The organism is Martinezella paranaensis, assembly GCF_014200235.1.
Classification (GTDB): Bacteria; Pseudomonadota; Alphaproteobacteria; order Rhizobiales; family Rhizobiaceae; genus Rhizobium; species Rhizobium paranaense.
The window spans coordinates 1-13,236 of the sequence record NZ_JACHBI010000031.1 but is presented as its reverse complement, the minus strand read 5'-3'; the positions used below and the strand labels follow the sequence as shown (position 1 = coordinate 13,236).

General features: G+C 56.5%; 15 protein-coding genes and 1 pseudogene. 13 read left to right on the top strand and 3 right to left on the bottom strand.

Features of this window, described 5'->3' with window-relative positions; all coding sequences use genetic code 11:
• Positions 1-268 precede the first annotated feature (268 nt).
• From GGD50_RS33175 to GGD50_RS32035, 7 genes and pseudogenes are all read left to right on the top strand, one after another.
• Positions 269-454, top strand: a complete 186-nt coding sequence (locus GGD50_RS33175) for a hypothetical protein (RefSeq protein ID WP_246451676.1) — start codon at positions 269-271, stop codon at positions 452-454.
• Between the two features lie 139 nt (positions 455-593).
• Complete coding sequence (locus GGD50_RS32055) at positions 594-848, top strand: hypothetical protein (RefSeq protein ID WP_183941269.1); 255 nt, start codon at positions 594-596, stop codon at positions 846-848.
• A 432-nt stretch (positions 849-1,280) separates the two neighbouring features.
• Positions 1,281-1,517 carry a 30S ribosomal protein S21 gene (gene rpsU, locus GGD50_RS32050; protein ID WP_183941267.1) on the top strand — a complete coding sequence of 79 codons (237 nt, stop codon included), beginning with the start codon at positions 1,281-1,283 and terminating at the stop codon, positions 1,515-1,517.
• 227 nt (positions 1,518-1,744) lie between these two features.
• Positions 1,745-2,029 (top strand): annotated as a pseudogene (locus GGD50_RS33170) (hypothetical protein).
• Between the two features lie 16 nt (positions 2,030-2,045).
• Positions 2,046-2,315, top strand: coding sequence for an antibiotic biosynthesis monooxygenase (locus GGD50_RS32045; RefSeq protein ID WP_183941265.1), 270 nt, complete (start codon positions 2,046-2,048; stop codon positions 2,313-2,315).
• A gap of 1,028 nt (positions 2,316-3,343) precedes the next feature.
• Entirely contained in the window at positions 3,344-3,742 is a 399-nt protein-coding gene (locus GGD50_RS32040) for a DUF1236 domain-containing protein (protein ID WP_183941263.1), read from the top strand.
• A gap of 180 nt (positions 3,743-3,922) precedes the next feature.
• Positions 3,923-4,606, top strand: coding sequence for a DUF1236 domain-containing protein (locus GGD50_RS32035; protein WP_183941261.1), 684 nt, complete (start codon positions 3,923-3,925; stop codon positions 4,604-4,606).
• A gap of 120 nt (positions 4,607-4,726) precedes the next feature.
• Here GGD50_RS32035 and GGD50_RS32030 read toward each other — a convergent pair whose 3' ends face one another.
• Together GGD50_RS32030 and GGD50_RS32025 are read right to left on the bottom strand one after the other, a co-directional pair.
• Positions 4,727-5,383 carry a hypothetical protein gene (locus tag GGD50_RS32030; protein ID WP_183941259.1) on the bottom strand — a complete coding sequence of 219 codons (657 nt, stop codon included), beginning with the start codon at positions 5,381-5,383 and terminating at the stop codon, positions 4,727-4,729.
• Positions 5,384-5,741: 358 nt separating this feature from the next.
• Positions 5,742-6,245, bottom strand: a complete 504-nt coding sequence (locus GGD50_RS32025; protein WP_183941257.1) for a sigma-70 family RNA polymerase sigma factor — start codon at positions 6,243-6,245, stop codon at positions 5,742-5,744.
• Positions 6,246-6,820: 575 nt separating this feature from the next.
• Between GGD50_RS32025 and GGD50_RS32020 the strand changes: the two genes are divergently transcribed.
• A complete protein-coding gene (locus tag GGD50_RS32020; protein WP_183941255.1) occupies positions 6,821-7,204 on the top strand; it encodes a response regulator in 384 nt (127 codons plus the stop codon).
• A gap of 100 nt (positions 7,205-7,304) precedes the next feature.
• Here the strand turns inward: GGD50_RS32020 and GGD50_RS32015 are convergent, their stop codons facing one another.
• Entirely contained in the window at positions 7,305-7,553 is a 249-nt protein-coding gene (locus GGD50_RS32015; RefSeq protein WP_183941253.1) for a sigma factor, read from the bottom strand.
• A 245-nt stretch (positions 7,554-7,798) separates the two neighbouring features.
• Between GGD50_RS32015 and GGD50_RS32010 the strand changes: the two genes are divergently transcribed.
• The 5 genes from GGD50_RS32010 to GGD50_RS31990 all read left to right on the top strand — a co-directional run bounded on the left by GGD50_RS32010 (position 7,799) and on the right by GGD50_RS31990 (position 12,874).
• Positions 7,799-8,236 carry an HD domain-containing protein gene (locus tag GGD50_RS32010; protein WP_183941251.1) on the top strand — a complete coding sequence of 146 codons (438 nt, stop codon included), beginning with the start codon at positions 7,799-7,801 and terminating at the stop codon, positions 8,234-8,236.
• 2 nt (positions 8,237-8,238) lie between these two features.
• Positions 8,239-8,712, top strand: coding sequence for a gamma-glutamylcyclotransferase family protein (locus tag GGD50_RS32005; protein WP_246451675.1), 474 nt, complete (start codon positions 8,239-8,241; stop codon positions 8,710-8,712).
• Between the two features lie 218 nt (positions 8,713-8,930).
• Entirely contained in the window at positions 8,931-10,595 is a 1,665-nt protein-coding gene (locus tag GGD50_RS32000) for an alpha-amylase family protein (protein ID WP_210319036.1), read from the top strand.
• A 148-nt stretch (positions 10,596-10,743) separates the two neighbouring features.
• On the top strand, positions 10,744-12,450 hold the full coding sequence (locus tag GGD50_RS31995) for a glycoside hydrolase family 13 protein (protein ID WP_183941247.1): 1,707 nt from the start codon (positions 10,744-10,746) through the stop codon (positions 12,448-12,450).
• A gap of 214 nt (positions 12,451-12,664) precedes the next feature.
• Positions 12,665-12,874, top strand: a complete 210-nt coding sequence (locus GGD50_RS31990) for a hypothetical protein (protein ID WP_183941245.1) — start codon at positions 12,665-12,667, stop codon at positions 12,872-12,874.
• Positions 12,875-13,236: the final 362 nt, after the last annotated feature.

Sequence of the window (13,236 nt, the reverse complement as noted above, 5' to 3'; positions counted from 1 at the left end):
TCGTCAGGTACTCTTCGGTGAGCTCATTTGACGGCCGAAAATCCGCCTCAGGTCGCTGCAACTGAAAAATCGATGGGGCGTGGACGCCGCATACACTTAAGCCAGCGCCGCGCAACAACCGAGCACACCGATCCGCGCGCCGTCGTAGAGATCATCGCGGAAGCGGTGACCCATCACGAAATTCCGAAACACGAGCCCAGCGCCTGACGGAAATAACTTATGAACAATAAGCGTCCTGGGAGCGTTTCTCCGCCAGGAGGAATGCGCCATGAAGAGTTTGCAAAGCCGACAGGTCAAAAGGCCAGGCCCGCGCGAGCTGGACGTTGAGAAACATTGCAAGAAGCACGGCGTTGACGCGGCCGAAACCAAGAAACTGGTCAAGCTGTTAGGCCGTCATGCTCCGCTGCATGAACTACATGCCAACGCACCGCCGAAACAACCTCGGTGGCGGTAGTGTCTTCTGTCGGTAGATACATAGCCGGATGCGATCACGGGTTCCAAGGTCTGCCTTGGGGTCCGGTTTCGCGTTTGAGAACGCTCGGGCGATATGCTCCCGTTTCCTCGGCTCACGAAGAGATTGACGAAACAGATGCATGAATATCGTCCAAGGCGTACAATTGGGTATGGATAAGCAACTTGTAGAACAACATTTGAAATTGGCGAAGCAGCACGTTGCCGAAGGCCGCAGGCATATCACTCGGCAAAAGCAAATCATTGTCAAACTTACGCAAGGCCAAGACGACACGTCACAAGCTCGTCGGCTCCTATCGACCTTTGAAGAACTGCAACTGATGCATATTGCCGAACGGAACCGTCTCCAAAAAGAGCTGGAGGCGATGAGGCTGTAGGCGGGTGTGGAGGCGGGAGGAGGCGCCATCTCCACCTTGCAAAGCCTTAGCCTACTACCCATTTTATGCTGTGACGACTGTGAAGCCGCGCGAATTTGTGTCGCGCCGAAACCGATGCGCCGCCGAAACCATGGCAGGAGCATTACTCCACAGCCAACATGCCCACCGCTTATTTGCGTAATGGCATTCCCGTAATTCCTTATCATTTACGCCGACCGAACGGTCGGCAGAGGACTTCTATTGAACAAACCAAACATCGCTGCCGCGCCCGCGGCTGTGAAGCCGCGCGAGCGCGATGGGGCCGTAAACCGGCCCGACAAGAACTGGAAACCGTATCCCTGCCTTCTCACACGTCGAGAACTGCAGGAATTAATCGCCGAACAGCTCGGCTGATCGGCAAACATCTACCAACGCAACAACAAGGAGAACAAAATGCACGTTCTGGTCAGAGATAATAACGTCGAACAGGCGCTCAGAGCGCTGAAAAGAAAGATGCAGCGCGAGGGGCTGTTCCGGGAAATGAAGGAGCGGCGGGCTTACGAAAAACCCTCCGAACGCCGCATTCGGGAAAAAGCGCAGGCAATCAGCCGGCAGCGCAAAGCTGCTCGGAAGAAGATGCAGCGCGAAGGTCTTCTCGCCGTATCCAAACGAAGATCATCGGCACGATAAAGAACTGGAGCCGCAGCCGCCTTTCCATGCGGGCGGCTTTGCGGCTGAAGGAAAGGTTGAATGATGGACGAATTGTATAGCGTAACCATTTCCGAAGAACGGCTCGAGGATTCCCGCCATCGATCTGGCCCGAGTTGATGCAGTTTGGGTGTTTAGAATCGATAGTGTCGACGCCGGGCGTAGTGTTCTGTTCGCCCTTCATTTCGGGGCAACAAGAGGAGGACGCGATGCCTACCATATTGGCCTTACCATGACGTCAAAGACGTCAAACACTGGCTCGCTTCACCGCGCCGCAAAGAGATGTTCGAACCCGTTGGCTGTGCAAACATTCGCACGTTTGTCGATCCACAGCCGTCCAAACGAGTTGGACTGGTCATGGAGGCGCCGACATGGGCCGCTTGGCTGAGTTCAGGAAAACCAAGGCAGCGGCGGATGCGTTCAATCGTAGCGGGAAAATCCAGAATTCCGCGTCGTGGACGCCAATTCGAACATCCGAATGGCGAATAGAATAGCTACCGGGAGGATGACATGACGACATTATTCGTGAGGCACGCTGTCTCGGACTACGAGGCTTGGCGGAAGGTCTACGACACGTTTTCTGCGATCCAGAAGGCGAACGGGGTAACAGCGGAGGCAGTGTATCAAGCCACCGATAACCCCAACGACGTTACCGTGACACATGAATTCGCGACACAGGAGGCGGCTCAGGCCTTCACTAGGTTGGAAGAGTTGCGAAAGGCGATGCAGAGTGGAGGAGTGGTTGGGACACCGACAGTCTGGTTCACGCAAAAAGTGTAACGTCCAGAGGTAATGGATAGCGTTCCCTCCGAGGTCTGTTCATGGCACATTGCAGGGTTTCACCGTGTGGCGACTGCCGTCGTGCCAAGTTGCCCAACCAAGTATCCGGTATGTGCGGGCCTATAAAGGAAGGTCCGCCTGTGGCGCGTTCCGGCCGACACGTTCGTCCGCCATCTGGCCCTAAGCGGACTAAATGGACGGCGCTTCTCTAATCAGCGAGCGCTTGCGGTCCGCTGGTTTCGTTATTTCTTCTTCTCTTGATCGTGATGCCACTTGATGGCGAAGAACATGCCCGTGCCTAACACGAGAACCTTGAACGTAATGAAGACTATAGGGAACCAATCCCACATTTCGGATATTTCCACGCTATTACTTGGCACTATCTATCGTGAGGGAGCACTACCTCAAAACTGCTGCATACAACATCAGCCATGTTGACGCAGATGAGATCATAACATTCCCATCACACGGCATGAGTGGGCTTGCCCCATGTTTCCGGACAGATTGTCTAACCTAACAAGCTGGTGACCGCTTCTAGCGCGCGAAGGTGTCATGAAGGAGCACCCACGATTGGTGGCAGTTGCTGCCGAATTCCGGGCTTTTTCTCGGCCTTACCTTTGACATCGGCCTCTTCCCAAGCCTCGCGTTCCGCGACCTCGTTCGGTCTCGCCGGGTTCCTCAGTAAATCGGGCGGTTGAACCTGCCGTCGGCATAGGCGAACAGTCACCAACGGCAGGCTTCCATGGCCGCATAAGGCGTGCGGCACCTTTAGCAAGGATGACCACCTCGCGGGCATTCGAACTGCTATTGACAGCATTTGTTCCCGACAACGACGTGGCATGCCACCGCAACCGCGACCATGATCCGATAGCAGGCGGAGCGTTGTGAGACCTTAGTCCGAACCGCCTGGGACCAACGTCCCACCCCACCCCGACTGAAGCCTCAAAACAGGAACAGACCCGGTTCCCAGTTGTTTTAGCCAAAGCTCCGTTACCCGCGGACGAATGGGAAATACAAAGGAGAATCTAATGAAAACGAAACTATTTGGTATGGCAGCCCTCTCCCTTGCATTGGCGAGCGGGTACGCCTTCGCACAGTCGTCGACCGTTAACGGCGCCGCAGGCGGCGCAGTGACAGGTGCCATCGTGGGCGGTCCAGTAGGAGCCGCAGTCGGTGGTGTTGCCGGCGCTATTGTCGGTACCGCTATCGATCCGCCGCCACAGAGGGTCGTGACCTATGTGCGTGAACAGCCGATGCCCGAGGACACGGTTGTCGTCAGAGAGAAAGTCGTAGTCGGTCGACCCTTGCCGGAAACCGTCAGGGTAAGAACGATTCCGGAAAATCCGAAATACGCCTACGCGATAGTCAACCACGAACGCGTAATCGTTGAGCCATCCTCGCGGAAAGTGATCCGAGTGCTCAACTGATCGACCGTTGGAGAGCCTGAGGGCTCTCCAATCATTTCTCACAACTAAAAACGGAACCCGGCGTCTCTGGCGCCGCGGCCGGCGTGTGCGCCGTGAAGACACATCATCATGGTCGGCTCGTCGTGAAGCAAACGGCGCTTTTGTCGTCGATCGGCATCAGTGCACTAGAAGGAATTCAACATGACTCGCAATCTGTTCTACATTCTCTTGGCGTCCGCCGCCCTCAGCCTCTCCCCGGTGGCTCATTCCATCGCGACTGCCCAGGATTCGCAAGATTCGACTGTCCTTCCGAAGACCGGCACGTCTAAGAGCGGATCCGGTGAGAAGAAGACACAAGGCGGAACGATGGAAAAAGGCACCTCAGGCACTTCCGAGGGGTCGAGCACGAAGTCGCCCACGGCAAAATCATCAACGAAACAGCCAAGCTCCGACACAACACAGAAATCCGGCACGAGGATCGACACCCAGCAATCGACAACATCAGGCAAGACGCAGACTGGCACGGATCAGTCCAAATCCACCAATGACAACAGCGGAACGACCGACACCACAAAGACTGGCAGCACCACCCAAACGAATACCAACCAGTCTACGAACTCCAACACCAACATAACCGTCGAGCAGCAAACCCAGGTGCGGCAGGTCATCAAGGAAGTTCATACCCAGCCGATCCAGCAGACGGAAATCAAGACGGTGTCCGTTGGCGCCACCATTCCGCACTCGATCAAGCTCGTGGCGCTTCCCCCGCGAATCGTCAAAATCGTACCGCAATACAAGTCGTATCGCTTCTTCGTACTTGACGATGGTCGTATCGTAATCGTCGACCCCAGCACGTTTACGATCGTCTATGTCTTCACGGCCTGATGGGCTCACAACATGATGTGGCGGAAATCCTCCCAAGATGTTCGCGACAAAGAGAACCCCGGCCTGACCGCGTCTTAGGGCCGGGGTTTCATTTCCGGGCGGACTCGAAGTCCACGCCTGTTACCACTTGATGCGATAGTCGACCCGCACATTGCCCGCCGGCGTCAACGTCAGCGGATCGGTAAGTGACGCGGTGAGATTGAGATTGGGGGCGACCGCCTGCTTGAAGGCAAATCTGCTCGAAAAGGCGTCCTTTGCGTCGGTCACCTCTCCGCTCGCCGAAATCGACGTTCCGGTCCACGGAAAGATTATCGTTACCGCCTGCGAGGCGGTGATGGAGGCTGGTACGGCCTGCGTCGTCGCATAGCTGACGTTCAACGACCGCAACATTTGCATGTCGATATCTTGCGAAAAGATCCAGTTTCGAGAGCGACCGAGGTACATCATTCCGCTGCCCTTCAGCGTGTCCACCCGTACCGCCACTTCCCGGCGCGAATTGCCGGAAAAATTGCTGCGATCGTCTACCGCTCTTCCCCACAGCGTGGCGAGTTCGGAGCCGGTCAGGATCGTTCCACCTGCCGCGCCCCCGAGGCCGACATCCGCACCTGCGCTCATTTCCCAGGCCATGGGCAGCCGAAAGCCGATCGTCGCGTGATAGGTCCGCGGGGCAACCTTGACCGGCGACCAGATCACGAGGTCGCCGGCATAAGCCTTATGCGAAAGCGGGGCAGCACCTGCGAGAATACCCAGAAAAATACCGGTTGAAACGAATCTCATCACAAAAGCCCAATTGCGTTTGTATCAATGCCCGCGCGCTGGAGCGCTGCATCGACAGCCGAAGACAATGCGAAAACGCATGTTCAGCCTCAAATTGATTTGGTTTGGTTAGAGCCGATCCAACGGTGCGCTACCTTTAGGCGCTCACACCGCCGTCGCGCGAGACAAACGCTTCGCGCGTCTTAAGCAACTCTCGATGAGCAGAGTCACATTCAAGGAACTGCTTGTAAACCCCTCGGGCCGAAGTTTTTTGCTGCGATGCACATGTGCCGCACCTCTGCCAACCTATAAACCCAGCCGCACGATGTCGGCTGGGTTTAAAAAGACGCCCGTGGCGCCGCGATGGCGGTCAGCGATGTCAGCTAAAATCCTCATCGAGCTGTGCGGCGAGCTGCTGGCGCGCCCGGTTGATGCGGCTCTTCACCGTGCCGATCGCGCAGCCGAATTTTTCTGCCGCGTCGTCGTAGGAGCGGCCTTCGATGACCACATATTCCAGCACCGCCCGGTAAGGCTTCGGCAACAGGTTGCAGGCCCGTTCCAGCTCCTTGGCGCGGATCGTCCACTCCTGCGATGGCGCTTCCACGCCAAAGCCCGAGACGCACTTCTTGCTGCCGGGCGACTCGCGCTTGGCTATGCGAAACTTTGTGCAGAACGTGTTGCGCATGATGGTGAACAGCCAGGATTTCAGCCGTGTACCTGGATCGAACTGTCCAAGATTGGCGAGCGCCTTGGTCAAGGTTTCCTGAACCAAATCGTCGGCATCGGCAGAGTTCCTGTGAAAGGTCCTGGCGAAAGCACGAAGAGCGGGAATGAGATTGACGATTTCCGCCTCTAAGTCGGCAGATCGGGACGTGTCGAACACAACGCTCTCCTTCCAACCGCGTCATTGACGCGATGTTTGCATCGCCCCGCAAGTGCAAACGGTTACCGGCTCGGCACCCTGCGGATGCCGGTCGGATCATTCCAACAATTTATTGAACGAGTTGCCGCGATGACGCCTGACCCCGTCAAACCTCCTCAAGCGTTTTTCGCATCCAGTGACAAACGGCCCTGCCTTCAGCTTGTTCCCTGCAGATTGTTAAAATTCTTCGGCGTTCCGTGCCAATCAGTTCCCAAGCCTTCCAAGGTTTCATCGGCAAGCTAGGACGATTTAGGCGACGGCGAGTATCCCAAGGCCGAGACGCGCAGGGATGAACTGACCACGCGTTCTCCGCCCCTCGCAGCAATGGCCTGCCGGATCCGCTCGTTACGAAGGGAACAAAGTCAGCCGCCGCTGGTTCCTCTTTCATGTGAGGGCCAATAGCGATCTCATCGTCATCGGCGGATCGGCAGAATCGTCCGGTCCCCTGAGAACCATTCTAGCCGCCATAGCCCACGATCTTAGGGCGGCCGCGATCATTTTTGTCGACGCCCAGCAAACAGCCCTAGTCCGGTAAGATGAACGAGAGCTACAGCCATTTCTTTTCCGGCCGACGGGTTTTGATCGTGGAAGACGAGTATCTTCTTGCAAACGAGGCGCACCGCCAGTTGGTAAAGCTTGGAGCTATCGTCGTCGGACCGACAGCAAGGGTCGACCAAGCTCTCGATCTGATCCAGGACGAAGATGTCGATGCGGCGATCCTCGATGTCCATCTCGACGGCGAAATGGTCTTTCCCGTGGCCGAGAGATTGAATGAACTTAAAATCCCGTATGTCTTTGCGACCAGTTATGATCCGTCGATAATTCCCACTCGTTTTACCGGCTTCGTTTTTTGCGAAAAGCCGATCGAGATAGAGCATATTGCACGAGCCCTTTTTGGCCCGCGACCACAGGATTCTTGACGACCGTTTTGACCAGCCCTTCCCGGAAAGGGTGCGGCATTTTCCATCAATCCTCTGAGGTTTGTGGGGGGCTTCTTCCGGGAAGCAGCCTTTATTTCCTTCAAAACCATTGCGTGAAAAGATCGAATTTCCGCCGAAAGCTGTCGTACAGATCCGCAAACATCCAGGACTCCAGCGACATGTCGTCGGTGAACTGATTGAGGTTTGCGAGGGTTCTCGCCACGGTCTCCTGCACGAGATCCTCCGCGTCGGCAGGATCCCGGCAGATCGCCTCCGCCGATGATCGAAGCGCCGGCATAAGCGCCTCTATTTCAGCCCGCAATCGATGGTGTCGCGAAATATCCGTCACGATATTCCCTTTCACTAACGCATACGATTGTTCCGTTTATTTCCGTCCGGAGGCGTGCACCTGTCCGGCATTTTTTAAAACGGGTTTGATCCTGGCCTTGTTCCTGCTTGGCACAAGAAATCTCACCGGCCGCATAGGGAACTTCCGGCCGTTTCCATCGTTCAGCTTGATCGCTCGAAACGTGAACCGTGACGCTCAATCTTGGGTACGCCGCGGTTCCATGCGGCGACCGACGAGGGACCACGATGCTATCGACCGACCCGCTGGACCACGCCATGAAAATCGCGACCGAAGCACATGCGGGTCAGGCTGATAAGCTCGGCAATCCTTATGTCGAGCATTGTCGTCGCGTGGCGCTGGCGGTTTCGGGTGAGAACGAGAAGATCGTGGCATATCTGCACGATGTTGTCGAAAAGGGACCCGGCTGGACCATCGATCGCCTCCGGCAGGAAGGCTTTTCTCCCTCGGTCCTCTCAGCCGTCGACGCCCTCACCAAACACGCAGACGAGGATGAAAATGCCTTTGTCCACCGCGCGATCGCAAATGCCATGGCAAGACCCGTTAAGAAGGCCGACCTCGAGGACAACCTTTGGCAACAGCAGCGGATCGGCGGCGATACCGATAAGTATCGGCGCGACCTTGATACCATTCGGGAACAAGACGACAGATTTCTGAGAGGATGAGCATGCCAGCGGTTATTCGCCTGTTTGCCTTCGGGACGCTGAAGAAGGGATTTGCCCTGCATGAGCGGGGATTGGACCGAGCAGACTACCGCGGCCTCTTCAAAACGCGGAAACCCTACCCCATGCTGATCGCCGGTCGCTGGTTTGCTCCCATGATGTTTGACGAGCCGGGAAACGGTACGGCCGTGAAAGGCGAGCTTTATGAAGTCCACGATCGGACTTTGCGAAATCTCGATCTACTGGAATCGATCGGCAAACCTGGACATTTCCGCGGATTGATCGAGCTGGAACCCGTCGCCGGCGGCAATCCCTGCATTGCATTCGCCTATTTCAAGTCGCGAAGCTTAGCAAAGCCTGTGCATTCGGGCTATCTGTCCATGTATAACGATCGTCGCTTCATTCCGCCGGAACAACGCATCGAACGAACGCAAGGGCAGAACCCCGGCACCTATTCCAAAGATGCCTGGCTCCGGTGAAGGCCGAGCTATTCATTGACCTTTGAGCACCCCGTAGCGACGAAACGATCGGTCTTCCGTAAGCGTCGACGCGCTCCCCGGAACTTTTGCCACTCGATACGGTTTACATCAACGACCTCAGCATATGCCGGCGGTCGAATGACGCACAGCGCGACCAGCGACTTCGGGACCACGCACGCGTGACCAAAAGATCTGGCATAGGGCGCTCGCTCGGCGGCATGCCGCCCAATGTTGGACGCCCGAACGTGATTGATCTCTGGTACAAGAATTCCGTCGTCTACAGCCTCAATGTCGGCACGTTCATGGACAGTGACGGCGACGGAATTGGCGACTTCAAAGGCCTAACCGATCAACTCGACTATATCGCACGGCTCGGTGTCACCTGCCTGTGGTTGCTGCCATTTTATCCCAGCCCCGGTATGGACTACGGCTACGATGTTACCGACTACTACAACATCGCCCCGGAGCTCGGAACGCTTGGCGATTTTGTGGAGTTCAGCCATCAGGCGCGGTTGCGCGGACTGAAGCTTATCATCGATCTGCCGATCAATCATACGTCCGAGCAGCACCCCTGGTTTCAACAGGCGCGCACCGATCCCCGCTCGCCTTTCCGCGACTACTACAACTGGTCCAAAGCCAAGCCAGCAAACGTCAATCACGGCATGGCCTTTCCCGGTCACCAATCAAGTGTATGGACCTATGATCCGCTGGCAAGGGCTTGGTATTTTCATCGCTTCTATCCGCACCAGCCGGATCTCAACATCTGTAACCCCGCAGTCCGGCAAGAGATTTTCAAGATCGTCGGCTTTTGGCTCGAACTTGGCGTATCGGGATTTCGGATAGATGCAGCGCCGTTCCTGGTCGAGGAAGTCCGCCCCAATAGAGCTGCATCACGGCACTATGAGTTTTTCGGCGAGTTGCGCGACTTTCTATCCTGGCGGCGCGGCGACGCCGTCCTGATTGCCGAAGCAAATGTGCCTCCGAAGGAGATGCAACAATTCTTCGGCGGTGGTTCCCGCCTGCACATGCTCTTTGCTTTTCTTGTCAATCAATATCTGTTTCTGGCCCTGGCAACCAATTCCGCCGCCCCTCTTGCCCGGGGCCTCACCCGGCTCCCGAAACTGCCGCAGCTTTGCCAATGGGTACAGTTCCTGCGCAATCACGATGAACTCGATCTCGGCCGTCTGACAGAGAAGGAGCGGAACGAGGTCTATACGATCTTTGCCCCCGACGCCGACATGCGGCTTTATTCCCGCGGCATTCGCCGCCGGCTTGCGCCGATGCTCCGCAATGAACGCAAGAGGATCGAAATGGCATTCAGCCTGATGTTCAGCCTTCCCGGCATACCCGTCATCTACTATGGCGACGAGCTCGGGCTTGGCGACGACCTTTGCCTGCCGGAACGCTGGCCGGTGCGCACCTGCATGCAATGGTCCGACGACGAAAATGCCGGTTTCTCCACTTGCGCGGAAGAATATCTTATCCACCCGGTCATCATGACCGGCGATCACCGAGCCGAGAAGATCAACGTCGAAGCGCAGCAGCGCGATCCGAAATCCTTACTCAACTGGGTCCGGCGGCTTGTCGACACGCGGCAATCCTGTCCGGAAGTTGGCTGGGGCAAATGGAGCTGCCTTGAAACGCATAATCCAGCGGTTTTCGCCCAGAGATTTGCCTGGGAGCAAGGCACGGTCCTGGTCCTTCACAACCTTGCATCCCGAAATTGCCGCGTGAAGCTGGATCTCGGCGATGACGAGATGGAACAACATGCCGAATTGCTGGGTAACAGGGTCTATCCGAGGAAAAAAGGCAGAGGTAACACGATCGAGCTTGATGCCTATGGATATCGCTGGTTTCGCAGCAATCCATCCGCCGAGTCATGAACTTCGCCCTCAAAAACGGGAGAATGGCAAGTTCGGCGTGGAACCTATGCGCGCGGCGGCGGTTCTGACCTGACTTATGCCGCTGAAGGCGCTGAGATGACGCGCCGGAGAAGGAACGCGGCCAACCGCGACAATCCGAGAGGCTCACATGACCGCCAAACCAGCCGCCGAATGGTGGCATGCCAAGACGGCCTATCAGATCTATCCACGTAGCTTCTTCGACAGCAACGGAGACGGCATCGGCGACATTCCGGGCATAACGTCCCGGCTCGATTATCTCCACTCCCTGGGAATTGGATTGATATGGCTTTCGCCGATCTACAAGTCGCCAATGGACGACAATGGCTACGACATCTCGGACTATCAGGATATCGCGCCGGAGTTCGGGACGCTTGCGGATTTCGATGAGCTGCTTGCGGAAGCAAAGAAACGAGAGATCGGCATCATTCTCGATCTTGTCGTCAACCACACGTCCGATGAGCACCCCTGGTTCCTCGATGCCCGCGCTTCCAAGGACAGCCCATATCGCGATTTCTATATCTGGCGCTCTCCCAACGAGGACGGCACGCTCCCGAACGACCTTCTCTCCGTGTTCGGAGGACCGGCCTGGACGTTCGAGGCTGCGACCGGTCAATATTATTTCCATCAGTTCTCCCATCGTCAGCCGGACCTCAACTGGCACAATCCGAGCGTTCGGAAAGAAATCTACAGGATGATGAATTGGTGGCTGGACCGCGGCATCGCCGGCTTCCGTATGGATGTCATCGACCGCATCGCCAAGGATGTCGATCGCGCGATCACCGCCGACGGTCCATGTCTCCACGACTACATTCAGGAGATGCATCGAGAAACCCTGAAGGACCGCGATGTCGTGACGGTCGGCGAAGCCTGGAGCGCCACGCCCGGTTCAGCTCTCCTATACTCCGGCGCGCAGCGCGGGGAATTGTCCATGGTCTTTCAGTTCGAGCACGTCCTGCAACAGTGGGACAAGGTCTATGGCAAGTGGCGGCCAAAGCCGTTCGATCTCGTCGGTTTGAAGGCGGTCCTCAGCAAATGGCAATATGCCCTGTCGGACGACGGCTGGAACTCTCTCTTCTGGGGCAATCACGATCTGCCGCGTGCCGTTTCGACCTATGGCGACGCCACGGGTTACCATCGGGAATCCGCGACGATGCTAGCAACGGCCCTGCATTTCCTGAAAGGCACGCCCTTCGTCTATCAGGGCGAAGAGATCGGCATGACCAACGCCACCTTCACCTCCATCGACCAATATAGGGATATCGAAACGCTCAATATGCATCGCCTGCATGTCGAGGCAGGGCTTTCATCGGAGGAGTTCATCGCCGTCGCCAATCAGAATGCACGCGACAATGCGCGAACCCCCATGCAATGGAGCACGGCGGAACATGGCGGCTTCACCACTGGTGTTCCATGGATACAGACGAATCCCAATTTCAGCCGCATCAACGCGGCAAAGAGCATGGATGACGACCGCTCGATCTGGAATTATTACCGGCGGCTGATTGCGCTACGCGCCACGCATTCGGTCATCGTCTATGGCACCTATCAGTCCTATTTCGATCAGCACCCGCAGGTCTTCGCTTATACAAGGACAATCGAGGACCAGCGCGTGATCGTGCTCGCAAATTTCTCGTTGGAGACGGTGACGCTTCCTCTTCCCGACGAGTTGCAGGTGGAAGGTCAATGCTTGATCGCCAACTATCAGCCCGTAGAGCGGCTGAAAGAGACGATCGAACTCAAGCCATACGAAACTTTGGCCATCCTTCATACGATCGAGCTGCCGAAGGAAAAAGCAGTGGAGGATTTGGCCGCGAAAGCAGGACCGGACGCATGAAGACGCTCGAAGTCCAGCCACTCACAGGCTCTTCGGCCACGTCACGTCGACGAAAATCATCATGTGGTGGCGGGTATGGAGCTGATGCATCGCTTGGAAGGCATTTAGCCCGCACATTTCTACGGGAACCGGCGCCGTTGTGCATGAGTTTGACCTCTGAGTTCAAGCGAAACGGGCGAGCGAAGCGCATGCCATTTCACGAAGGAGATTTGTCATGGTCACGAAAGCAGATGGCGATCCGCGCCACCATACGCAAAAGATGCAGGCGCGACTGAAGGAAACAATGGATCACTTGCGCGAGGACATCGAAAAGGTTGACGAGCCGCAGCTCAAGGCGATGTTCGAGACTGCCGCGGAAGTGCTTGAAGGGCTGAGAAAAGCCTTCAGTGATTACGAGAAGAAGAACGAGAGCGCGTGGCGATAGAGCGTCCGGCAACTCAGACATCGCAGGCTGACGGCATCAATCGCCAAGGCCGATTTCCGTAATCAATGGAAGATGATCGGAAGCCAGGTTCTTCAGACGATTTCGAGGCACGCTCGAGCCGAGGACAGAGGTGGCGCTGACGAAAATATGATCCAGCCGCATCTGCGGATAATGCGAGGGAAGAGTCGGTCTCGCCGGCTGATTTCCGGGGAGCCGGACGTCCTTCAAGGTGCGCGTGGTGATCCGATAAGGCGCGGAAGCCGGCTGCTCAGGAACCTTCGCGGCCGGCGACAGTTAGGGAATTCCATTGGATCAACGGAGGTTATGATGAAAAGGATTCTCGTTGCCGTGAGCGCGGCACT